At 32.2% G+C, this 22685-nt stretch carries 23 protein-coding genes and 1 tRNA gene; 11 read left to right on the top strand and 13 right to left on the bottom strand.

Annotated elements, in window-relative coordinates:
* The first annotated feature begins 18 nt into the window (after positions 1-18).
* Both ACFWU4_RS12600 and ACFWU4_RS12605 read left to right on the top strand, forming a co-directional pair.
* Positions 19-1425: an MBL fold metallo-hydrolase gene (locus ACFWU4_RS12600; protein ID WP_411128408.1), complete on the top strand. Its 1407-nt coding sequence runs from the start codon at positions 19-21 to the stop codon at positions 1423-1425.
* A gap of 8 nt (positions 1426-1433) precedes the next feature.
* The gene (locus ACFWU4_RS12605) at positions 1434-1703 is read left to right on the top strand and encodes a heavy-metal-associated domain-containing protein (protein WP_411128410.1); all 270 of its coding nucleotides are present in this window, start codon (positions 1434-1436) and stop codon (positions 1701-1703) included.
* Positions 1704-1731: 28 nt separating this feature from the next.
* On the opposite strand, the gene ACFWU4_RS12610 is transcribed toward ACFWU4_RS12605, so the two are convergent.
* The 7 genes from ACFWU4_RS12610 to ACFWU4_RS12640 form a co-directional block, all read right to left on the bottom strand.
* On the bottom strand, positions 1732-2007 hold the full coding sequence (locus ACFWU4_RS12610; protein ID WP_411128412.1) for an ATP-dependent Clp protease adaptor ClpS: 276 nt from the start codon (positions 2005-2007) through the stop codon (positions 1732-1734).
* A gap of 208 nt (positions 2008-2215) precedes the next feature.
* Entirely contained in the window at positions 2216-3253 is a 1038-nt protein-coding gene (locus tag ACFWU4_RS12615) for a M57 family metalloprotease (protein WP_411128414.1), read from the bottom strand.
* A gap of 244 nt (positions 3254-3497) precedes the next feature.
* Complete coding sequence (gene prmA, locus ACFWU4_RS12620; RefSeq protein ID WP_411128416.1) at positions 3498-4334, bottom strand: 50S ribosomal protein L11 methyltransferase; 837 nt, start codon at positions 4332-4334, stop codon at positions 3498-3500.
* A 2-nt stretch (positions 4335-4336) separates the two neighbouring features.
* On the bottom strand, positions 4337-5095 hold the full coding sequence (gene tpiA / locus ACFWU4_RS12625; RefSeq protein WP_411128418.1) for a triose-phosphate isomerase: 759 nt from the start codon (positions 5093-5095) through the stop codon (positions 4337-4339).
* Positions 5096-5254: 159 nt separating this feature from the next.
* Positions 5255-6334 (bottom strand): ABC transporter permease, encoded by a 1080-nt coding sequence (locus ACFWU4_RS12630; RefSeq protein WP_411128457.1) that lies wholly within the window; start codon positions 6332-6334, stop codon positions 5255-5257.
* A 1-nt stretch (position 6335) separates the two neighbouring features.
* Positions 6336-7658, bottom strand: a complete 1323-nt coding sequence (locus ACFWU4_RS12635; protein ID WP_411128420.1) for a BT_3928 family protein — start codon at positions 7656-7658, stop codon at positions 6336-6338.
* Between the two features lie 15 nt (positions 7659-7673).
* Complete coding sequence (locus ACFWU4_RS12640) at positions 7674-8219, bottom strand: DUF1599 domain-containing protein (protein ID WP_411128421.1); 546 nt, start codon at positions 8217-8219, stop codon at positions 7674-7676.
* Positions 8220-8314: 95 nt separating this feature from the next.
* Here ACFWU4_RS12640 and folP point away from each other — a divergent pair, with 95 nt between their 5' ends.
* Genes folP through ACFWU4_RS12665 form a run of 5 tightly spaced genes read left to right on the top strand, consistent with a single transcriptional unit; the run spans position 8315 to position 12263 of the window.
* The gene (folP, locus tag ACFWU4_RS12645; protein WP_411128423.1) at positions 8315-9142 is read left to right on the top strand and encodes a dihydropteroate synthase; all 828 of its coding nucleotides are present in this window, start codon (positions 8315-8317) and stop codon (positions 9140-9142) included.
* Positions 9143-9202: 60 nt separating this feature from the next.
* A complete protein-coding gene (locus tag ACFWU4_RS12650) occupies positions 9203-9850 on the top strand; it encodes a hypothetical protein (RefSeq protein ID WP_411128425.1) in 648 nt (215 codons plus the stop codon).
* 34 nt (positions 9851-9884) lie between these two features.
* Positions 9885-10667, top strand: a complete 783-nt coding sequence (cdaA, locus tag ACFWU4_RS12655) for a diadenylate cyclase CdaA (RefSeq protein ID WP_411128427.1) — start codon at positions 9885-9887, stop codon at positions 10665-10667.
* On the top strand, positions 10668-11462 hold the full coding sequence (locus ACFWU4_RS12660; protein ID WP_411128428.1) for a DUF3667 domain-containing protein: 795 nt from the start codon (positions 10668-10670) through the stop codon (positions 11460-11462).
* A complete protein-coding gene (locus ACFWU4_RS12665; RefSeq protein ID WP_411128430.1) occupies positions 11463-12263 on the top strand; it encodes a DUF3667 domain-containing protein in 801 nt (266 codons plus the stop codon).
* Positions 12264-12268: 5 nt separating this feature from the next.
* Here the strand turns inward: ACFWU4_RS12665 and ACFWU4_RS12670 are convergent, their stop codons facing one another.
* Positions 12269-14038: an ABC transporter ATP-binding protein gene (locus ACFWU4_RS12670; protein ID WP_411128432.1), complete on the bottom strand. Its 1770-nt coding sequence runs from the start codon at positions 14036-14038 to the stop codon at positions 12269-12271.
* Complete coding sequence (truA, locus tag ACFWU4_RS12675) at positions 14038-14787, bottom strand: tRNA pseudouridine(38-40) synthase TruA (protein ID WP_411128433.1); 750 nt, start codon at positions 14785-14787, stop codon at positions 14038-14040. Before truA ends, ACFWU4_RS12670 begins: the two co-directional genes overlap by 1 nt.
* Before the next feature lie 98 nt (positions 14788-14885).
* Between truA and ACFWU4_RS12680 the strand changes: the two genes are divergently transcribed.
* Entirely contained in the window at positions 14886-15380 is a 495-nt protein-coding gene (locus tag ACFWU4_RS12680; protein ID WP_411128435.1) for a metallophosphoesterase family protein, read from the top strand.
* 51 nt (positions 15381-15431) lie between these two features.
* Here the strand turns inward: ACFWU4_RS12680 and ACFWU4_RS12685 are convergent, their stop codons facing one another.
* Entirely contained in the window at positions 15432-15842 is a 411-nt protein-coding gene (locus tag ACFWU4_RS12685) for a DUF4293 domain-containing protein (RefSeq protein WP_411128437.1), read from the bottom strand.
* A gap of 216 nt (positions 15843-16058) precedes the next feature.
* Between ACFWU4_RS12685 and rho the strand changes: the two genes are divergently transcribed.
* Positions 16059-17708: a transcription termination factor Rho gene (rho, locus tag ACFWU4_RS12690; protein ID WP_411128439.1), complete on the top strand. Its 1650-nt coding sequence runs from the start codon at positions 16059-16061 to the stop codon at positions 17706-17708.
* A gap of 139 nt (positions 17709-17847) precedes the next feature.
* Here rho and rpsT read toward each other — a convergent pair whose 3' ends face one another.
* From rpsT to proS, 3 genes are all read right to left on the bottom strand, one after another.
* Positions 17848-18099, bottom strand: coding sequence for a 30S ribosomal protein S20 (gene rpsT / locus ACFWU4_RS12695; protein WP_411128441.1), 252 nt, complete (start codon positions 18097-18099; stop codon positions 17848-17850).
* A gap of 23 nt (positions 18100-18122) precedes the next feature.
* A tRNA-Glu gene (locus ACFWU4_RS12700) sits at positions 18123-18194 on the bottom strand.
* Positions 18195-18303: 109 nt separating this feature from the next.
* Complete coding sequence (gene proS, locus ACFWU4_RS12705; RefSeq protein WP_411128443.1) at positions 18304-19782, bottom strand: proline--tRNA ligase; 1479 nt, start codon at positions 19780-19782, stop codon at positions 18304-18306.
* A 100-nt stretch (positions 19783-19882) separates the two neighbouring features.
* Between proS and ACFWU4_RS12710 the strand changes: the two genes are divergently transcribed.
* A complete protein-coding gene (locus tag ACFWU4_RS12710) occupies positions 19883-20992 on the top strand; it encodes a hypothetical protein (RefSeq protein WP_411128445.1) in 1110 nt (369 codons plus the stop codon).
* Between the two features lie 36 nt (positions 20993-21028).
* On the top strand, positions 21029-22549 hold the full coding sequence (locus ACFWU4_RS12715; RefSeq protein ID WP_411128447.1) for an OmpP1/FadL family transporter: 1521 nt from the start codon (positions 21029-21031) through the stop codon (positions 22547-22549).
* Positions 22550-22685: the final 136 nt, after the last annotated feature.

Below are 22685 nucleotides of genomic sequence, written 5' to 3' on the forward strand. Positions count from 1 at the left end.
ACTATAAATAAGTTAAAAATGAAGATAGAACAATTATATACAGGATGCTTAGCTCAGGGAGCTTATTATATTGAGTCAGAAGGAGAGGTTGCTATAATTGATCCACTGCGTGAAATTCAACAATATATAGATAAGGCTAAAGCAAATAATTCAAAGATTAAATATATTCTAGAAACACATTTTCATGCTGATTTTGTATCTGGTCATGTTGATTTAGCTTTAAAAACAGGTGCGAAAATAGTTTTTGGCCCTGGCGCTTCAACTGAATATGATATCCATTCTGCCAAAGATGGTGAAGAGCTGAAGATAGGAAAACTAACTATTAAAGTTTTGCACACACCAGGTCATACTTTAGAATCTACGACCTACTTACTTAAGGACGAAACCGGTAAAGACCACGCAATATTCTCTGGAGACACTTTATTTTTAGGTGATGTTGGGCGACCAGACTTAGCTATAAAATCTGATTTAACTAAAGAAGATTTGGCAGAAATGCTTTTTGATTCTTTAAGAAATCAAATTATGCCTTTAGCAGATGATGTAATTGTTTATCCTGCACATGGCGCAGGTTCGGCTTGTGGTAAAAATCTAAGTAAAGAAACCGTAGGAGTTTTAGGCGAGCAAAAAAAGACTAACTATGCCCTACGCTCAGATATGACAAAATCTGAATTTGTAAAGGAGGTTCTAGATGGTATAGCACCTCCACCTCAATATTTTGCAAAAAACGCTATGATGAATAAAATAGGTTATGCAACTTTTGATACTGTTTTAGAAACAGGAAATATTCCATTAAATCCAGAAGAATTTGAAGCTTTAGCAAATCATGAATCTGCTTTAGTTTTAGATGTCAGGCCTCAATCGGAATATATAAAAGGGCATATTCCAAATTCCATTTTTATTGGTTTAAATGGTGGATTTGCTCCTTGGGTTGGTGCTCTAATTACAGATATAAAACAACCGATTGTTTTAGTAGTTCCTGAAGGAAAATCTGAAGAAGCTGTTACACGATTATCTCGTGTAGGATACGATAATACTTTAGGCTATTTAGATGGAGGGATAAATGCTTGGAAAAACGCAGATAAGGAGATAGATACATTAGAATCAATTTCTGCCGAAGAATTTGCTCTGCGCGCCAAAAACTCAAACATTAATATTCTAGATGTTCGTAAAGATGGTGAATTTCAATCATCTCATTTAGAAAATGCACAGCATCTATCTCTAGACTTTATTAATGATAAAATGAACGATGTATCTGCAGATAAAACATATTATTTACATTGTGCTGGAGGATATCGCTCGGTTATAGCGGCTTCGATTTTAAAGGCTCGCGGATTTCAGAATCTAATAGATATAGCAGGTGGCTTCGGAGCCATAAAGAAAACGGACCTCAAAATCACAGATTTTGTTTGTCCTTCAACTTTATAACAATGGAAATGGAAATTAAACTTAAAATTCAGAACTTAAAATGTCATGGTTGTGCAAACACAATTGTAACACAATTATCTAAGTTAAATGATATAGCTGAAGTTATGGTAGATAATAATTCAGACGAAGTAAGCTTTATTTATAGCTCTGAATTAAGTTTTAATTTGGCTAAAAAGAAACTATCCGATTTAGGTTACCCAATAGTTGGAGAATCAAATTCTTTACCGAAAAAAGCGAAGTCTTTTGTGAGTTGCGTAGTGGGTAGAATAACCAAATAAAATATTGTAACACTAAGTATAAAACACTTTATACAATTTCGGCACTAAGTCCTGCTTGTAATAACTTAGAACAACGCGGTTCTAAATCATCATAAGAACCTGTTTTTACTGTACACTTTCCTTTATAGTGCACTAATATTGCACATTGCTCTGCTTGCTCTGGTGCATGATCACATGCGTAAATTAACGTATCAATCACATGATCGAATGTATTAACATCGTCATTAAACAAAACAATTTCATTTTGTTTTAAAATAGCCTCCTCGACAAGTAATTCTTCTTGACCCTTTTCTTGAAAATTCATGATTGCAATATGATTTAAGCTAAATTAAAAAAATATTTTTTATTAAAACGAAAAAGCTCTTGGTTTAGATATTATAGATATGTTAAAGTTTATTGTATCACTTCAATGCATCACTCACAGTTATTCTTTGTACAAAGAAATGGGTTGATTAAAAAAATATAATCAACCCATTATCAATCTAATTTAATACAAACCTTTTTTTAAAACTTTAGTTACATGGGCCAATAAAGGTCCAACCACCTGATACGCGCTCGTATAAATTACCAAAATAAGTAACACGCGAACCAATACTATAGCTTCTTCCACTTTGCCATTCAGAAACTCCATCACAAGGACCTGTACTTGCAGGATACATAGCTTCTAAAGCAGTAACATCATTATTATTGAAGTTTCCACTTACACTAGTAGAGAAACATGCTTGCATAACTGAAGTTACATCTCTACCTGTTGGTGTACCTTCTACATGCACGGCACCATCAGAACCTGATCCTTCATTTCCTTGAGATGATGCAGGGCAACTTAAACGGTCAAACCAGTCTGAGTGACGAAAACCAATTGAATGTCCTATCTCATGAGTAATTACATGCTCATTAACATTAGTAGAAAATTGTTCTATACCATATATCTGAACAAATTTATTAGGTTGACCACTAGAATTTGGAAATCCTGCAACACCACCTGTTCCATTAGGATTGTTCACAGAATTATCATAGACAACCATATCTGCAGCTTGGTAATTAGTACCAAACGTTAAATTGAAATCTAACGTCATATTATTAATATTATTATAATTTGCAACGGCTCTAGTTAAAGCTGTACGTGCTTTATTAGATAAGGCTTGGCTACCACCAGTATAGCCCAGTACATTTATCGTTTGATTATTTTCTGAAACTAAATTGAAGGTTCTATATTGCTTCTGACCTACTAAGTGCGCATCAACAAGCTTTTTTAATTCTTTCTTAGTATAAACAATATCACTACCTATATAAATACGTTGTTCTACTGTTCCATTTGGTAAGAAAAAATCACCTTCAGAAACAATTCCAACATCAATATCTAATGATTTAATTGCATCCAATATTTCAGAATCAGTAACCACAGTTCGGCTACCCAACTTATTCATATTAATAATAATGTCGTCATTTTGGTTTAGTGAATCTTCATCGACAGTATCTTTTTGACAAGCTGTAAATACAAGTGCAAATGCAGCTAAAGAAACCGCCCAAATTTTTATTATTTTTTTCATTTTACGTGTGTTAAATTATTGATTTGTTTGAATAGTTTACGTAAACTGGAGTGTAGAATATTATGGCAAACTATTTAAAATAGCTCACCCTTAAAATCTACAATTAAATAATATTATTTGTATAAATATACGGTGAAAAAGGAAGTTTGGATTACGGGAAAACCACACATTTTAAAATAATTATGTTAAATTATCATAATAAATTAAACATAATTCAATAATAACTTTAAAATTTTAAATATTTTTAATTCATAAATTCTGCTGCTATCCACTTGTTTTTTAAGATTTTACTTTTAAAATTCAATCCGTTATTAGTACAAATTTCAGTGATTAAGTCCAAGTCCTCTGCGTAAAATCCACTCAAAAAAAGTTGCCCATGTTTTTTTAAGTGTTTAGCATAAACTGGAATATCCTGCAGAAGAATATTTCTATTAATATTTGCTATTATACGATCATAATTTTGAGTTTTTAGAAGGGCTATATCACCTTCATAGACAGAAATATTTTGACAACCATTGCGTTCTATATTTTCTAAACTATTAAGATAACACCAATTGTCAATATCTATAGCGTCTAGATTTGAAGCTCCAACTTTTTCAGCAAGGATTGCTAATACTCCAGTACCACATCCCATATCTAAAACAGTCTTATTTCTAAAATCATTTTTTAATATATGCTGTATCATCATATGCGTAGTTTCATGATGACCTGTACCAAAACTCATTTTTGGTTCTATAATTAAGTCGTATTGAGTATTTGCTTTACTATGAAAAGGTGCACGAACAGTTACTAAATCATCTACTACGATAGGTTTAAAATTCTTTTCCCATTCCTCATTCCAATTCGTTTGTTCAATTTCATTAAATTTGAAGGAAATCTTAAATTCATTCGATTTTAAGATTTGAATATCATCTAATATAAAGGCATTCCATTCGTTTTTTTGAATGTAAGCAGTAAGACCTTCATTAGTCTCCACAAAACTTTCAAAACCTGCATAACCAAGCTCTGCAATTAATATTTCAGTTCCTGGTTGTAAAGGTTCTACTGTAAAATCGTAACCTATATAAATACTATTAGACATTATTAAAATGCGCTAACAATTGCTGAAAAATCATCTACTTTTAATGAAGCACCACCAATTAAACCACCATCTACATCTGGCTTAGAAAATATTTCTTTAGCATTAGCTGGTTTTACGCTACCACCATAAAGAATAGATACTGAATCGGCAACTTCGCTTCCATATTTAGAAGCTAAGGTATTTCTAATAAAAGCATGCATATCTTGAGCTTGCTCAGGGCTTGCAGTTTCACCCGTACCAATAGCCCAAACTGGTTCGTAAGCCAAAACAATATGTTTAAAGGCATTTGAATCTAATTGAAATAACGCATTTTTTATTTGACTCTCAACAACCGCTTCTTGATTACCTTCTTTTCTATCTGTCAACTCTTCACCAAAACAAAATATAATTTCGAGATTATTCGCTAAAGCTGTATTAACTTTCTCGGCTAAAAGTGCATCTGTCTCGCCAAAATAAGCACGTCTTTCTGAATGACCTAAAATAACTGTTTTTACACCAATACTTTTTAACATCTCACCAGAAACTTCACCAGTATATGCTCCATTAGTCGCTTGGTGCATATTCTGTGCTGCAACCTCTAACTTAGACTTTTTTGAACGCTTTACCGCTGTTGCAAGATTAACAAACGTAGGCGCAATAACAACTCTAGTATTATTTAAATCCTTATCTTCTATAGACTTTTTGATTTGCTTCACCAACTTTCTAGTGGCTTTTAAATCATTATTCATTTTCCAATTACCTGCAACTATATTTTTTCTCATAATGTTCTATTTGTATTTCTAAAGAGGACGTTAATTTATTGATATGATATGAGTAACAAAAATAAGCAAAAAGCCAACCTTAGCTGTTAATTGAACTAAATTGTTGCGAAATCGTTATAGACGAGACATTCAAAAATTATATAAATAAACACAAATAAATTAAGACAATTTTACTCTTGGATCTAGCCAAGCATATATAACATCTACAAATATGTTAATGGTGATAAAAACTATTGCAATAACTAAAACAGCACCCATTATCACAGGTAAATCTAAAGTATTTAATGCATTTACAATTTCTTTACCAAGACCATTCCAACCAAAAATATATTCTACAAAAACAGCACCTGCTAGCATTGATGCAAACCAACCAGATATTGCGGTTACTACAGGATTTAATGCATTCTTTACTGCATGATTTTTTATAACCTGAAACTCACTTAACCCCTTGGCCCGTGCAGTTCTAATGTAATCCTGATTCATGACCTCTAATAACGAATTACGCATCAACTGAATAACGACAGCTAATGGCCTAATACCTAAAACAACTGCAGGTAGTATTAGATTTTTCCATTTAATTGTCATTTTTTCACCAAGATCATCCAATTCATACAAACTACCTGTCATTTCTAAATTGGTGTATTTATGTAACACAAATCCAAAAAGCCAAGCAAATAATATCGCACTAAAGAAAGAAGGTAAACTCATCCCTAAAGTACTTAAAATCTGTATTGTCTTATCTATCCAAGTATCTTTATAAAGCGCTGATAAGACGCCAAACACAAGACCAAAAACTATAGCAATTAAAATCGCTGAGACTGCTAAAACAAAGGTATTAGGAATGGTTTCTCCAATAACTTTAGTGACCTTTTTTCCTTGCTTCGTGAAAGACTCTCTTAAATACGGATATTTTATAACAACTGCTATTTTGCCTGTTGAAAATAGTTTTGAATAGGTATACTTATCAGCATCTAAAGATGTATAATGCCCAACAGTTTTAGTTGAGTGCAGAGAAATTGGAGACAAATCATTAAGGTAATATAAATACTGAGTTCCGAGAGGTTTATCGAACCCATATTTCTTTTTAACAGCCTCTACCTGTTCAGCTGTTTGATTTTGACCGAGCATCATTTTTGCTGGATCACCAGGCAAAATTGTAAATAGAAAGAAAATAACAGTTATTACACCTAGTAAGGTGACGAAGGCATAGAGTAGTTTATTTACAAAGTAGCGTAACAGATTAGTCCTTTTTAAGATTTATGATAACTAAAGAAGAATAATAAGAACTACTAACTTTATTAATAGAATCTAACATATCGCCTTCATACCTTTCCGTTAAAACTGACATTTCTTCAATATCATCCTTATTTAAAGAATCTACTTGCACCTTATTGTATAATTTACCATCGACTAAAAATAACGTGCCATGATCAGGCTTATTTTTCAAAACACTATTTGAAGCAACTTTTATCAGTTCTATATCATCAATATCATTCCAATGCGCTTTATTAATGACTGTTCCTTTTTCTAAAAGCACAATACCAGGACTAGATCTAACAATCGTTTTAATCACTTTCTCGTCGCATAAGTAAAATTCAAAATCTAAACCATTATCAACTTTTACTCTTTCTTTGTCAGCAAATCCAGAAGATGTTAATCCAATTACTGTATATCCTTTTTTTATAGCTTCATCTGTAAATGTTTTTAGTTTTGCTACCCCTTCAGCTTCTGCTGTAGAAATATTATACATTGCAACTATTACAAGATTTTCTTTTTCTAAAAAATAGGTCGTCAAATCTTCATCATCCGATTCTATAGAAAAATCTTGAATTGGAGGTATATAACCTTCATCAATAGTTTTTGTTTCTACACCGACATATTCTCCTTCTACTGTTGGGTAGCTTCCATTAGTAACAAACTCTTGGTCTTCACCATTAACTGTAAATGTCCAAGTATATTCTAATATTGGTTTTGCAGCATCCTCTGGAATTGCCATTTGCTCTTGGATATTTTTCCCTATTGCATATGCTCTAAAATCAATAGATGGTAAATGCATTAATACATGATAACCAAACCAAAGTGAAATAATAAAACTCAGCAATGCAACAATAGTTGTTGGAAGTTTTGATAAAATTGGTTTAATATGCTTTAGCCCTGCAACTAAAATTAGAATTAGTACTAATAAAATAACATCCTTTATAAAGCTCTCCCAAGGGGTCAGTTTTAAAGCATCACCAAAACATCCACAATCCTTCACTTTATCAAAATATGCCGAATAAAATGTTAAAAAGGTAAAGAATACAATCATTGCCAATAAGCTATAAACAGTAAATTTTGGTTTATAACCAATTAATAAAAACACACCTAACACAACCTCAAAAACTACCACAAAAACAGAAATTAATAAGGCATATGGTATTAAAAATTCCATATTTAAAACATCTGCACCGAAATATTCTTGCAATTTATACGAAAACCCTAACGGATCATTGAGCTTTATAAATCCTGAAATGATAAAAAGAATCCCAGTGAATATTCTACTTATTTGTACTAAATACTTCATAAATAATTGTAATTATTAAGAATTTGATTCACCCAAATGAATCAGAGCAAAGACCGCGTAATTTATCATATCTTGATAGTTAGCATCAATTCCTTCACTTACTATAGTTTTACCTGAATTATCTTCAATTTGTTTAACACGCAAAAGTTTTTGCAAAATTAAATCCGTTAATGAGCTTACACGCATGTCCCGCCATGCCTCGCCATAATCATGATTTTTATCTAGCATCAATTGTTTAGTTAATGCAATTTTTTTATCATAAAGTTCAGTAGCCCCTTCGGTATTTAAATCTGGTTGCTCAACCACACCTTTTTCTAATTGAATTAATGCCATTAAACAATAGTTAATAATACCTATAAACTCGCTAACCTCACCTTCGTCAACCTTTCTTACGTCATTTTGTTGCAAACCTCTAATACGTTGTGCCTTTATAAAAATTTGATCTGTAAGTGATGGTAATCTTAATATTCTCCATGCACTCCCATAATCGCTCATTTTATTTACAAAAAGGGTTCTGCATTGAGCTATAACAGCATCGTATTGTTTTGATGTATCTTGCATTTATTACGTTATAATTTCCGTAAATTTCGCATAAATAAGTTAGAAGTTCAAAGTTTGAGGTTTAAAGTTATAACCAACACCTTTTAATAAATTATATGACCATAAATTGTAAAGGCAAACTCTTAGATTTATCTACCCCAAAGGTGATGGGTATTCTTAATGTAACACCAGATTCATTTTATGATGGTGGACTATATAAAGATGAATCTTCAATTATAAATCAGGTAGAAACAATGCGTAACGATGGAGCCACCTTTATTGATGTTGGCGGTTATAGTTCGCGACCTGGAGCGAATTTTGTAAGTGAATCAGAAGAGTTAAACCGCGTAATTCCCGTTATTGAATTAATAATGAGGAATTTTCCTGAAACTCTAGTCTCTGTTGACACCTTTAGAAGTCATGTTGCTAAGGAAAGTATTAAAAATGGTGCTGCTCTTATCAATGATATTTCAGCAGGGAAGCTTGACGGAAATATGATTTCTACAATAGGCCAATTAGGTGTTCCATACATAATGATGCACATGAAAGGAGATCCTAAAACCATGCAAAAACATACGGACTATAATGATTTAGTAAAAGAGATTAACTTTTATTTTGCAGAGCAAATAGCAAAGGCCCATAAGGAGCAAATAAATGATATTATTATTGATCCAGGTTTTGGTTTTGCCAAAACACTTGAGCAAAATTATGAGTTACTAAATAATTTAGAATTACTTCAGCTTACGGACAAACCAATACTTGCTGGAGTATCTCGAAAATCTATGATCTACAAAACATTAAATACAACTTCCAAAAATGCATTAAACGGAACAACTGCCTTACATATGGTGGCTTTGCAAAAAGGCGCTAAGATTCTTCGAGTGCACGATGTAAAAGAAGCTATGGAATGTATCGCTCTTTACAATAAGTTGAATGCCAGTTAATCTATGAGATATATTTATCTTTTTATATTACTTTGCTTACTAAGTTGCAATAACGAGAGAGTGCTGCAACTCCCCACAATTAAAAATACAATAACCTCCGAAGTTTTAGATGTATCATCAGGATATATTTTCTACGACCAAACGCAACCAGACTCAACTCTTCTAAATAGAAAAAACCTTATTAGTACAACTAATTGGTTAGTAAACGTCGATAAAAGATTAACGTTAAGACAAGCCATTCCTCATATAAAGTACTTACAAGACAAAAAAAGAAATGCTAAAATGCATAAAAATGAAAATGCGAAAAATTTCTTTACTTGTAATGATACGAGTATTGGTAATTTAGGATTTTTGGAGTTTACGGATGTTAATTATGAGATTATTGATATCGTAAAAGACTCCATAGCCATTCATGCATCGCAGAGAATAGGTTATAACGATATTGTCATTTCTCAAAATCCTTCACCGACAACATATTTTGTGATTACTAATACAAATAAAGAAGATTTCGAAAACCAAGCACATCAAATATTGGAGTTATTAGAAAAAAATATTCCTTTATCTGAAGGTTTAAAAATTAATGGGTTGTCTATAGATTTGTATTTTGAAGAAAATCTTAGCTTTCAAGACTATATTAGAATTAAGTCCAAACTGTCCGAACTTATTTCAAAAACAGTTAGAATTAGCACTAACGAGTTCATTTATTAACTTTAATTCTTAAATTAGCAAAAAGACTCATCTTTTGGAAAACTTACAACTTTGGGATTTTAGATTTATCGACTTCGTTGATGTTTTCTTAGTTGCTATTCTTCTTTATTATATCTATAAACTTGTAAAAGGGACAGTTGCCATTAATATTTTTATTGGTATTCTCATCGTTTATTTTGCATGGCGCTTAACAGATTACCTAGAAATGCATATGCTTTATAGCATATTTGACGGGTTTATGAAAGTTGGAATTATCGCACTTATCGTTGTTTTTCAACCAGAAATAAGAAAATTTTTATTATTAGTAGGATCGACTAATTTAGGTGGCAAAAAAGGGATTTTTAAGAATTTTAAATTCTTAAAAAATGATGATCAAACTACAACAGATATTGATGCTATAATAAATGCTTGTAATAAAATGGGTACAACAAATACAGGTGCACTAATTGTTATAGAACGAAACAACAATCTAGATTTTCTCACCAACACAGGAGATGAAATGAACATTTTAGTTTCGCAACCCATTATTGAAAGTATATTTTTTAAGAATAGCCCTCTGCACGATGGAGCTATTATTATAGATAAGAATGTAGTGAAAGCAACTCGTGTAATTTTGCCTGTAAATAATGAAAAAAATATTCCAGAACGTTTTGGCCTTAGACACAGAGCAGCGGTAGGTATTACCGAAAAGACCGATGCTCTTGCATTATGCGTAAGTGAAGAATCAGGACAAATCTCTTATATTAAAAGTGGTGAATTTATTATGTTTAAAGATACTGATGATCTTATAGAAAAGATTAAACAAGACTTGCTATAAATGAATTGTAAAAATTGTCATAAAAATCTAATTGATACTCAACGGTATTGTGATAATTGCGGATCACCTTTTATTAGAAATAGGCTTACCCCAAAAATTCTATTTCAACAAATCAACCAGCAGTTTTTGTCTATTGATAATAAATTTCTAAAAACATTTGTAGCTCTTTTAATAAAACCAGAAGTAGTTATTGATGGTTATATAAATGGTTTAAGGAAAAAATATATTGGTGTTATAACATATTACGCTATTGCATTGACTGTATTAGGTTTTCAAATGTTTTTATTAAAAAACCTGTTTCCCGAATTTATGGAAGCACAATCAAATACTCTTTCAGATAATTTTACCGTAAATAATAATACAGAAAATCCATTTGCTAATTATCCTGATTTTTTTAATGATTATCAAGGTGTCTTTTTTTCAATATTAATGCCATTTATAGCAATAGGAACTTGGCTTATTTACTTAGATAAAAGAAAGCATAATTATACAGAGCATTTAGTTATTAACTTATACCTAACGGCTCAAACTATATATTTCAACTTTATAATATATCTTCTTCTTGCCATATTTGATATAGAGAATTTTTTAGTAGCTTCAATTATAGCTACTCCTCCATTAATTTTATATGGAGCGTTTGTTTTTAATCGCTTATATAAATCTACATATTTAAAGACTATGGTAAGATACATAGCCGCATACACCATATATATTATTGTATTCTCGATAATGATGATTATATTATTAGTCATTATGATACTTTATCTTCTAATTACAGGAAAATTAAACTTATAAATGAACTGCAAAAATTGCCATACCGAACTACAAAAACAAGATGATTACTGTAAAAATTGTGGCGGAAAAGTGATAAGAAATCGCTTAACACTAAAAAATCTTTTTGAACATCTTAGCGAAACTTTTTTTAATTATGATAATAAATTACTTAGAACTATTAAATTACTATTTATTAAACCCGAAGAGGTTATTGGTACTTATATTAGTGGAGTAAGAAAACGCTATGTAAACCCTGTAAGTTTCTTTGGTTTATCGCTTTCAATCTCTGGTATTTCTTTGTTTATAATAAAGAGATTCTATTTACAGTATTTTGATTTAGTAGCTTGGTTTTCGAGCTTAAAACTATTTTCTAATGAATATTCTCAAGAAGCACTAGCAGCATATTCTACTAGTGATTCAATGGAATATAGTTCGCTAATTTTTTCAGCTATAGTTCCGATATTTGGTTTATTATCTTGGATTATTTTCTATGACAAAAAATATAATCTTACCGAACATGTTGTAATATATCTCTACAGCATGTCTTTAATATCCATTGTCACTGTAATTGTTGGACAACTAATTTTATTGCTTATTCCCACTTATTACATACCTTTTATACTTATTACCTATCCTATTATGCTCTTATACCATTGCTTTTTGCTTAAACGTCTGTTTAAACTCAGCTTTTCTGAACTAGCACTAAAAACATTTTTGTTTTTAACCTTATTTTCTATTTGTTATCTAGGGCTTGGAATTTTATCGTTTATAATAGCCCTCATTACTGGCACATATGATCTAGAGGCTTTTAAGCCTCAATAAATCATTTAAGCAACCTCTTCCTTTAAAAATTGAACTTCATAAAGATTTCTGTAATAGCCATTCTCTTTTTTAAGTAATGTTTGATGTGTACCAATTTCAACAATTTTTCCAGCATCCATAACTATAATTTTATCTGCTTTTTGAATTGTAGCTAAGCGATGAGCAATAACAATTGAAGTCCTGTCTTTAGTAATTTTATCCGTAGCATCTTGAATTAATTGCTCTGAGTAAGAATCTACGGAGGATGTCGCTTCATCTAAGATTAAAATACTTGGGTTAGTGACATAGGCCCTTAAAAATGAAATTAACTGACGTTGACCCGAAGATAACATAACTCCGCGTTCCTTAACATTATAATGATATCCGCCAGGAAGCGTAGATATAAAATCATGAATTCCTATAGCTTTCGCAGCTGCTATGACACCCTCTTCTGTTATACTATCGTTATTTAATGTTATATTATTTAGAATAGTATCTGCAAATAAGAAGACATCTTGAAGCACCACAGCTATTTGGTTCCTTAAAGAACTTAAGGTCATTTCCTTAATATTAATATCATCTATTTTAATTAAACCAGAATCTATATCATAAAATCGATTCAGTAAATTTATAATTGTAGATTTACCTGCACCAGTAGCACCTACTATTGCTACAGTTTCACCAGAATTAACATTAAACGAAATACCTTTTAAAACTTCTTCGTTTTCTAAGTATGAAAATCTAACATGCTCAAAGGTAATATCACCTTCAAAATTAGTAATCTCATTTCCTCCAAAATCATTAATATGCGACTCCGTATCTAAAACTTTAAACACACGATCAGCCGCAACCATTCCCATTTGTAATGTATTAAATTTATTTGCTATTTGATAGAGCGGTCTAAAAAGCATAGGTATAAACATTGTAAAGGCAATTAAATCACCCAGAGACGTAAAATGAACTTCACTAACCACACTATAACCACCGACAAATATCACCGTAGCCAAAGTCCAAGATGACACAAATTCAGCTATTGGAAAGAAAATTGAATTATACCAGACAGTTTTTAACCAACCTTTTTTGTGCCTTTCATTTATAACTTTAAATTTTTTGTATTCTATGTTTTCACGAGTAAATAACTGAAGAATTTTCATACCTGTTACCCGTTCTTGCACAAATGAATTTAAATTTGAAACTTCGTTTCTCACATCCTCAAAAGCCAGTTTCATATACTTTTGAAATATTTTTGTTGCTACAATTATTATTGGTAGTGCAATAAAAACAATAATGCTTAATTGCCAATTCATATAAATCATAAATCCTGCAACAACAAGCATCTTGAGAATATCACTGAAAATCATAAATAATCCCTGGCCGAATATATCAGCTATTCGCTCCATATCAGTTACAGCCCTTGTAATCAAAACACCGACAGAAGATTTATCAAAGTAGGTCATTTTAAATTTTAGCATATGCTTAAAAAGTTTAACTCTAACATCTTTAACCACACTCTGACCAAGCCAACTTGCATAATAAATAAAAAGAAGTTGAGAAAACACTTCTAATATAAGTAAAACAAGCATTATAATCATATAGAAAACAAAGCCCGAATATTCTTTTGTCGCTATTTTAACATCAATTGCCTCTTTTAAAACGTATGGTCTAAATGCACCAAAGAGTGCTAATCCAATAACACAAAACAAAGAGATTATAAAAATTGTACGATAAGGCCTTATATATTGTAATAAGCGCTTAAAGAGCGAAAGGTCAAATATTTTTTTATTGCTTTTTCCCATTATTCAATTAGCCTAATTTCATTAGGGTATTCTATTTCAACTAAATATAAACCATGAGCTGGTACAGAAAATCCAGCTTCCCCTCTATCTTTAGATTGTATTATAGCATGTAAGTCGTTCGGCTGAAGTTTTCCTAACCCAATATTAATAAAAGTTCCCACTATTGCTCTTACCATATTTCTTAAAAACCGATTTGCTTTAATTACAAACAAAATGTTGTTTTCATGTTTTACCCAGTTAGCTTCTAATATAGTACAATTATAAGTTTTTACATCTGTTTTACTTTTAGAAAAACATTGAAAATCTCTATACTGAAATAGAATTTCACAAGCCTGGTTCATTGCTACTAAATCTAAAGGTAAATGAACTTCATACTCTAAGTCGTAGTTAAAAACATTTTTTAAGGTCGATATTTTGTAGTGGTACATTCTGCTGATTGCGTCAAAGCGAGCATGAGCATCTGCTCTAACCTCAAAAATGTCTTTGACTGATATATCTTTGGGTAAATATGAATTTAACTTATAGATTAAAGTTTTAACTATAATTTTACCATCAAAATTAAAATGAGCAAGCATCTGTGTGGCATGGACACCTGTGTCTGTTCGGCCTGCGCCAACAATAGATATTTTATGACCTAGAATAACACTAAGCGCCTTTTCTAGTACTTCTTGCACAGAAATGGCATTAGGCTGAATTTGCCAACCATGATAACTCTTACCATTATAAGAAACTTCTATAAAATATCGCAATAGAAATGCTACTTTTGTGAAACACAAAGGTAATAAGTTTTCATTACAGCAGAACAACTAAAATAATAATACAATTTGTCATTTTTTTAAAAGCAGACATGAAGAAAATACTATTACTTTCAGATACACATAGCTATATAGACGACCATATACTAAAATATGTAAAGCAAGCAGATGAAATATGGCATGCTGGTGATATTGGTGACTTAAAAGTTACAGATGCTATAAAGACGCTAAAACCGCTAAGAGCTGTGTATGGTAATATTGATGACGCCAAAGCAAGAACAGAATTTCCTCTTCACAACAGATTTAAATGTGAAGCTGTTGATGTTTGGATAACACATATTGGTGGTTATCCTCCCAAATACAATAACAAAGTTAGAGACGATCTGTGGTCTAATCCACCAAACATTTTTATTACTGGCCACTCTCATATATTAAAAGTAATGCCAGATAAAAAATTAAATTTACTACACATGAATCCTGGTGCCGCTGGAAAACATGGTTTTCACAAGGTGCGAACTATGCTTAGATTTAAAATTGATGGAAAGCAAGTAAAAGACCTAGAAGTTATAGAATTTCAAAAAAGATAAAAAAAGCCCAAACGGCAGTGTTTGGGCTTTTCAACTACTAAGATTTTAGGTTCATCGTAATCGATCAACAGATTTTACAAGATCTTCATCCTTTTTTATAGCCTTGTTAGCCAAGACTAAACACACAATAGAAAAAATAGGAAGAAGAATCCCAATACCTTTCTCAGAAACATTAGTTTCTCCAGATACATTTAGAGATTGATAAACAAAGATTCCTAGTAAAATAAAGTTTAATATTATATTAAGACGTCCCAATACAAACTGAGACTTTCTATTTTTAAAACTAAATATTGAAATTAAAGCCAATACAGCCGACACTATAAAAAGTCCTAAAAACGTATAATTATCTGAAGCAAAAATTTTTACCCCTTCATTATTGGTCCATAAATGAAACAAAAATATAAGCCCTGCAGAAATACCACAGGTTAAAAATAAGTATAGCGTTTGAATGCGTTGTATCATTTCTTTAATTAAAAATACATTGCAAAATTAGTCGTTTATTTTTTAAAAAGATAGAAAATTATCTAAAATAAAGTTGTATAATTGCAACAGAAAGAAGTAACAAACTATGTTACATCACTTTAATCTTCCAATTTAATTTCACTTTTTTTCTTTTTATTTCATTTAGAAAATCTTGAATAATTAATATCAAATTATAATACATTATATAACATACGAATGTTTGAAATTTCACAATTAAAAGCTAAGAAGCTTCCTGAATTACAGGACATAGCTAAACAACTTAGTGTTCCAAAATTCCGTAGTTTAAAAAAACTAGATCTGGTATATCAAATCTTAGATTACCAAGCAGCAAATCCTGAAGCAGTTAAAGCTAAGGCCACTACTGAAGTAAAACCAGAAACTACAAAAAGTAAGCCGCAACCAAAACGCGCAAGGGTCGACAAAAAACCTCAGGATAATAAAAATCACAAACCATCGGATTCTCCAGAGAAAAAAGAAGAAACAAAACCTCAAGAGAGAAAATCAAAAGATTCTAAACCTCAGGAGCGTAAGACTAACGATACAAGACAAAAGCGTCCAGATAATAAGTCTAATGATCGGAAAGAAGAAAGTCGAAATTCTAATAACAACCATAATAACGACAATAGACAAAATCGATCAAAAGGTAATAACAACAGAAACAATAACAATAATCAAAAAAATAATGGTAATAAGGATAACAGGAATCGTTACCGTGAACCAGATTTTGAATTTGATGCTATTATTGAAAGTGAAGGTGTCTTAGATATTATGCAAGATGGTTATGGCTTTTTAAGATCTTCGGATTATAATTACCTTACATCTCCAGACGATATTTATGTTTCTCAATCTCAGATTAGATTATTTGGTCTAAAGGTTGGTGATACAGTTTTAGGACAAGTTAGACCACCTAAAGAAGGGGAGAAATACTTTCCTTTAATAAAAGTGAGTCGAATTAATGGTCAAAGTCCAAACGTGGTAAGAGACCGAGTCGCTTTTGAACATTTAACACCCTTATTTCCACAAGAGAAATTTAACTTAGCTGAGAAGCAAGCAACAATTTCTACCCGTATTATGGACTTATTTGCTCCTATAGGAAAAGGACAGCGTGGTATGATTGTATCACAACCAAAAACTGGTAAAACGATGTTACTTAAGGATGTTGCAAATGCCATTGCAGCCAATCATCCTGAAGTGTATCAAATGATTTTATTAATTGATGAGCGCCCTGAAGAAGTAACAGATATGCAACGTAATGTACGTGGCGAAGTTATAGCATCTACTTTTGATAAAGAAGCACACGAACACGTGAAGATTGCAAATATCGTTTTAGAAAAAGCTAAGCGTTTGGTGGAGTGTGGACATGATGTTGTTATTCTATTAGATTCTATAACTCGACTAGCAAGAGCTTATAACTCGGTACAACCAGCATCCGGAAAGATTCTTTCTGGAGGTGTAGATGCAAATGCATTGCATAAACCAAAACGTTTTTTTGGTGCCGCTCGTAATATTGAGAATGGTGGATCATTAACAATCATTGCAACGGCACTTACAGAAACAGGTTCTAAAATGGATGAGGTTATTTTTGAAGAATTTAAAGGAACTGGTAATATGGAACTGCAATTAGATCGTAAGATTTCTAACCGTCGTATATTCCCTGCCATTGACTTAACGTCCTCAAGTACTAGACGTGATGATATTTTACTGGATGCTAATACAATCCAACGAATGTGGGTAATGCGAAAGTATCTTGCAGATATGAACCCTGTAGAAGCCATGGAATTTATCAACGACCGCTTTAAGCAAACAAGAAATAATGAAGAGTTTCTTATTTCTATGAACGGATAAAAACAACTAAATTTATTATACCAAAAAAACCTTGAACTTTAGTTCAAGGTTTTTTTGTTTCTTATTTATTACAATACATTAAAAAAAGCCTTTCATAATGGAAAGACTTTTAAAAAATTATAATAATTTAATTCTTACTTTATAAAGCAGCAACGTGTTTTGTCAATTGAGATTTTAAATTACCAGCTTTATTAGAATGAATAACATTTTTCTTCGCTAATTTATCAATCATACTAATAACAGAAGGTAACATCTTTTGCGCCTCTTTACCATCAGTAACTTCACGTAATTTTTTGATAGCATTACGAGTTGTCTTATGCTGATATTTATTGAGTACACGTCTTTTTTCGTTACTTCTAATTCTTTTTAATGCTGACTTATGATTTGCCATTTTACTTTTTTTATTAAAAATTGTAGCCCGTAGGGGAATCGAACCCCTCTTACCAGGATGAAAACCTGGCGTCCTAGCCGATAGACGAACGGGCCATTTGGTTATTTACTTATTTAAATGAACCTACAATGTTTCCATTGCGGATGCAAAAATACAACTATTTTTAAATGTTGCAACTACTAATATAAGTTTTTTGATTTTTTTTTAATACGCTTTGGCAAAAAGTACACGTTGAGTCGATGGGTTACCGCTAAAAACACATTTACCCTCTTCTAATATGTTATCTATCGGAATACACCTAATCGTTGCCTTAGTCAACTCTTTTATTTTTTGCTCAGATTCACTAGTACCATCCCAATGTGCAGAGACAAACCCTGTTTTGGTTTCTAAAATAGTTTTAAAATCATCAAAATTATCAACCTTAGTAATATGTGTATCTCTATAGACTGAGGCTTTAGTAAATAATTCACTTTGTATAGTTTCTAAAAGACTTTTAATTGTTATTACAACATCATCAATTGCAACTATACTTTTACTTAAGGTATCTCTTCTTGCTAGTTCTACTGTATTATTCTCTAAATCTTTCGGACCTATTGCAATTCTTAGGGGTACACCTTGTAGTTCATGTTGTGCAAATTTTGCTCCAGGACGATGTGTTGACCTTTTATCAAACTTACAACTAATTCCTAACTGCCTCAATGCCAATATAATCAATTCTGATTTTTCAGAAATAGCATTAAATTGTTCATCATTTTTATAAATCGGGACTATAACCACTTGAAATGGAGCTAAATTAGGTGGTAGTACTAATCCCTTATCATCACTATGGGTCATTATTAGAGCACCCATTAACCGTGTTGAGACGCCCCAAGATGTGGCCCAAACATAATCTTGTTTACCTTCATTATTAGTAAATTTAACATCAAATGCTTTCGCAAAGTTTTGTCCTAAAAAGTGAGATGTACCAGCTTGTAGAGCTTTACCGTCTTGCATTAAAGCTTCTATACAATACGTTTCAACAGCCCCAGCGAATCGTTCACTTTCAGTTTTCACACCTTTTATTACAGGAATGGCCATGAATTTTTCGGCAAATTCCGCATAAACATCATTCATTTGAGAGGCTTCTTCGATAGCCTCAGACTTAGTTGCGTGGGCTGTATGCCCTTCTTGCCACAAAAACTCAGCTGTTCTTAAAAATAATCGCGTCCGCATTTCCCATCGGACTACATTTGCCCATTGATTAATTAAAATAGGTAAATCCCTATAACTTTGTATCCAGCCTTTATAAGTATTCCAGATGATAGCCTCACTTGTGGGTCTAACCACTAATTCCTCCTCAAGTTTTGCTTCAGGATCAACCCTGAGCTTACCTTCATTATTTGGGTCATTTTGCAACCTATAATGAGTAACTACAGCGCATTCCTTCGCAAAACCTTCCGCATTCTTCTCTTCTGCTTCAAATAAACTTTTAGGAACAAATAAAGGGAAATAAGCGTTTTGATGTCCCGTCTCTTTAAACATTCTATCCAATTCTGCTTGCATTTTCTCCCAAATGGCATATCCATAAGGTTTTATAACCATACAACCTCTCACTGCAGAATTCTCAGCTAGGTCTGCTTTAACGACCAGTTCGTTATACCATTTCGAATAATCTTCAGCTCTACTCGTAAGATTTTTGCTCATTTTTGATGTTTTGGCACAGATATTGTGACTATGTTAAATAAAAAAATAGTACAGCAAAACTAACTATTTTTGCAATGTTCAACAATAAAATATAAGAGATATGCGATTTAAAACCATTACAATACAAAAATTGCCATTTTTTGTTGCACTCGGTCTAATGGCCGCGTTAACATCTTGTGGATCTTTTCAGTACGCCGGATATGATAACGACGGCATCTACAGTACTGATCAATACGAGACAATTGCTGAACAGCCAGTAGCTACAACTTCGACAAGTGGCTCCAATTATTATAAAAACTATTTTGCAGAAAATTCTGCAGAAATCGATGCTATACAAGGTGAAAGTGAAGTATTCACAGATATAGATTCTTACGAGGGAAACTATGTTGAGAGAGTACAAGATACGTTAGAACAACAGCCTGCTTATGGTGGATGGGGACAGAATAGCAATGTTACTATTAACTTTATAGATAACGGTTGGATGGGCTGGAACGACCCGTGGTTATGGAATGGTGGGTTTGGCTTTAATAACTGGGGTTGGGGAAGACCTTGGAGAGGAAATAGATGGGGCTGGAATACCGGATGGGGTTTTGGCTGGAATAACTGGGGCTGGGGTTTACATGGCTGGCGTGTAGGAGTAGGTTACGGATTCAACAATCCTTGGTACTGGGGTGCTGGATGGGGTAATGGCTGGAATAACTGGGGCTGGAATAATTCATTTATAAACTCAAATAGATTTGCATCAAATTATAGCAGAAGAGGCTCTTTGTTTAACAATAGTATAAATGGAATATCAGGTAGAAATAATTCTGTAACAAGAAGAAATAGTGCTGCCGTATCTAGGAGAAATTATTCTACAAGTAGATTATCTAATGCAGCTAGCTCAAGTGTAAGAAGAAATACTGGTGTCAGATCAAACACGAGAGGTTCAAGCACTGTTAGAAATACAAGAACAACAAGAACAGTAAGAGGTTCTTCAACATCGAGGAGAGCTAATTCACGAGTTACGAGACCATCAACCTCGAGATCTTCCGGATCCGTTAGGTCTTCAAGAAGTTCATCTTCAAGGTCTTCAGGAAGCGTAAGGAGTTCTAGAAGTTCATCTTCAAGATCCTCAGGTAGTGTTAGATCATCAGGCAGTTCGTCTTCAAGATCTTCCGGTAGTTCTTCTAGTTCTAGATCTTCTGGTGGAGGTCGTGGTAGAGGATAAACTAAATTTAAATTTCAAAAAAATAAAATTTTATTTATGAAAAAGTTACTTATGTTTTGCATAGGCCTAGCTATTGCACCTTATATTTCTGCACAAGACATTACAGATGCTGTTAGGTATTCTATGGATGAAATTCAAGGAACAGCGCGCTTTAGAGCAATGGGAGGGGCCTTTGGCGCCTTAGGAGGTGATATATCTAGTATTAGCATTAATCCAGCGGGTTCAGCAATATTTAACAATAGTAGTGCTTCACTTTCATTAGGGTTGTTTGATAAAAATCAAGATATTAGTTATTTTAATAACACTAATGTATCCGCAAATTCTAATGTAGACTTAAATCAATTAGGTGCATCTTTTGTTTTTACAAATACAAACCCAAACTCTAAATGGAGAAAATTCACACTTGGAGCAGTCTATGAGCGTGTTTCAGATTTTGATGACGATTGGGTTGCAAGTGGCGTGAATCCAAACACAAGTATTGTAGAATATTTTTATGAAAATGCTATAGGTACTAGATTAGACGAAATTTCAGCATTACCAGGTGAAACCATATCTAGAGCTTATTCAGAAATCGGCTCTATATACGGTTTTAGTAATCAGCAAGCTTTTTTAGGTTATGAAGCATTTATTATCGATCCGGTAAACGATACTGATGAAAATACAGATTATATAAGAAATATAAATGGGACAAATTTTAATCAAAATTATGCTTATTCAAGTAGAGGTTATAACGGAAAGTTAGGATTTAATTTTGCAACTAGTTACGACGACAAGTTTTACTTTGGTCTTAATTTAAATACACACTTTATTAATTTTGAACGAACAACTATTTTAAATGAATCTAACTCAAATGCAGGATCTACCGTAACAAATGTAGATTTTGAAAACAATCTTCTTACTACTGGCGGAGGTTTCTCATTTCAGCTTGGCGGTATAGCTAAACTTACTGAAGAATTTAGAGTTGGTATATCGTACAATTCACCCACATGGTATAGAATATCGGAGGAGACTTCTCAATTCTTAGCAGTATCAAGAATTGATAATGGATCTAATGTTAATCAAAGTATTAATCCAAATGTTATTAATGTTTTTCCTGAATTCAGACTTCAAACACCAGGAAAGTTAACAGGAAGTTTAGCGTATGTTTTTGGCAAACGAGGTTTATTAAGTTTCGATTATTCAGTAAAAGATTTTAGTAAGACTACGTTTAGACCAACTTCTGATGCTTTCTTTACTAGTTTAAATAATACAATAAATGATGGATTGGACTCTGCAATATCTTACCGATTGGGTGGTGAATACCGCTATAAGCAATTAAGTTTTAGAGGTGGTTATAGATTTGAAGAAAGCCCATATAAAGACAATACACTTTTTGGTGATTTAACAGGTTATTCTGCTGGATTAGGTTACAGTTTTGGAGATTTTAATCTAGATGTAGCGTTTAGCCAGTCTGAACGTGATGTTAGTTATCAACTATATAATATTGGACTTACTGATTCGGCTTTAGTACAATCAAAGTTTACAGATATTATTCTTACTCTTGGTTTTAGAATCTAAGATGTAAACATTAATTAGAATAAAAAAAGCCTGAACTTTTGTTCAGGCTTTTTTTATTCATTCATATCATTCCATTTTACTGTTTCAAGGTAAAATGGGCTCTAAATTCTTTTTGTTGACCTGTTAGTATTTCTTC

Origin of the sequence: Winogradskyella sp. PE311, from assembly GCF_046545555.1 — a bacterium.
Classification (GTDB): domain Bacteria; phylum Bacteroidota; class Bacteroidia; order Flavobacteriales; family Flavobacteriaceae; genus Winogradskyella.

What these genes read in the sequence shown, in the direction of transcription:
- ACFWU4_RS12615 (WP_411128414.1), bottom strand. Translation starts at nt 3,253, where the DNA reads ATGAAAAAAATAATAAAAATTTGGGCGGTTTCTTTAGCTGCATTTGCA.
- ACFWU4_RS12665 (WP_411128430.1), top strand. Translation starts at nt 11,463, where the DNA reads ATGAACTGCAAAAATTGCCATACCGAACTACAAAAACAAGATGATTAC.
- ACFWU4_RS12605 (WP_411128410.1), top strand. Translation starts at nt 1,434, where the DNA reads ATGGAAATTAAACTTAAAATTCAGAACTTAAAATGTCATGGTTGTGCA.
- ACFWU4_RS12680 (WP_411128435.1), top strand. Translation starts at nt 14,886, where the DNA reads ATGAAGAAAATACTATTACTTTCAGATACACATAGCTATATAGACGAC.
- rho (WP_411128439.1), top strand. Translation starts at nt 16,059, where the DNA reads ATGTTTGAAATTTCACAATTAAAAGCTAAGAAGCTTCCTGAATTACAG.
- rpsT (WP_411128441.1), bottom strand. Translation starts at nt 18,099, where the DNA reads ATGGCAAATCATAAGTCAGCATTAAAAAGAATTAGAAGTAACGAAAAA.
- ACFWU4_RS12685 (WP_411128437.1), bottom strand. Translation starts at nt 15,842, where the DNA reads ATGATACAACGCATTCAAACGCTATACTTATTTTTAACCTGTGGTATT.
- prmA (WP_411128416.1), bottom strand. Translation starts at nt 4,334, where the DNA reads ATGTCTAATAGTATTTATATAGGTTACGATTTTACAGTAGAACCTTTA.
- folP (WP_411128423.1), top strand. Translation starts at nt 8,315, where the DNA reads ATGACCATAAATTGTAAAGGCAAACTCTTAGATTTATCTACCCCAAAG.
- proS (WP_411128443.1), bottom strand. Translation starts at nt 19,782, where the DNA reads ATGAGCAAAAATCTTACGAGTAGAGCTGAAGATTATTCGAAATGGTAT.
- ACFWU4_RS12710 (WP_411128445.1), top strand. Translation starts at nt 19,883, where the DNA reads ATGCGATTTAAAACCATTACAATACAAAAATTGCCATTTTTTGTTGCA.
- ACFWU4_RS12640 (WP_411128421.1), bottom strand. Translation starts at nt 8,219, where the DNA reads ATGCAAGATACATCAAAACAATACGATGCTGTTATAGCTCAATGCAGA.
- ACFWU4_RS12610 (WP_411128412.1), bottom strand. Translation starts at nt 2,007, where the DNA reads ATGAATTTTCAAGAAAAGGGTCAAGAAGAATTACTTGTCGAGGAGGCT.
- ACFWU4_RS12600 (WP_411128408.1), top strand. Translation starts at nt 19, where the DNA reads ATGAAGATAGAACAATTATATACAGGATGCTTAGCTCAGGGAGCTTAT.
- ACFWU4_RS12715 (WP_411128447.1), top strand. Translation starts at nt 21,029, where the DNA reads ATGAAAAAGTTACTTATGTTTTGCATAGGCCTAGCTATTGCACCTTAT.
- ACFWU4_RS12660 (WP_411128428.1), top strand. Translation starts at nt 10,668, where the DNA reads ATGAATTGTAAAAATTGTCATAAAAATCTAATTGATACTCAACGGTAT.
- ACFWU4_RS12670 (WP_411128432.1), bottom strand. Translation starts at nt 14,038, where the DNA reads ATGGGAAAAAGCAATAAAAAAATATTTGACCTTTCGCTCTTTAAGCGC.
- ACFWU4_RS12635 (WP_411128420.1), bottom strand. Translation starts at nt 7,658, where the DNA reads ATGAAGTATTTAGTACAAATAAGTAGAATATTCACTGGGATTCTTTTT.
- tpiA (WP_411128418.1), bottom strand. Translation starts at nt 5,095, where the DNA reads ATGAGAAAAAATATAGTTGCAGGTAATTGGAAAATGAATAATGATTTA.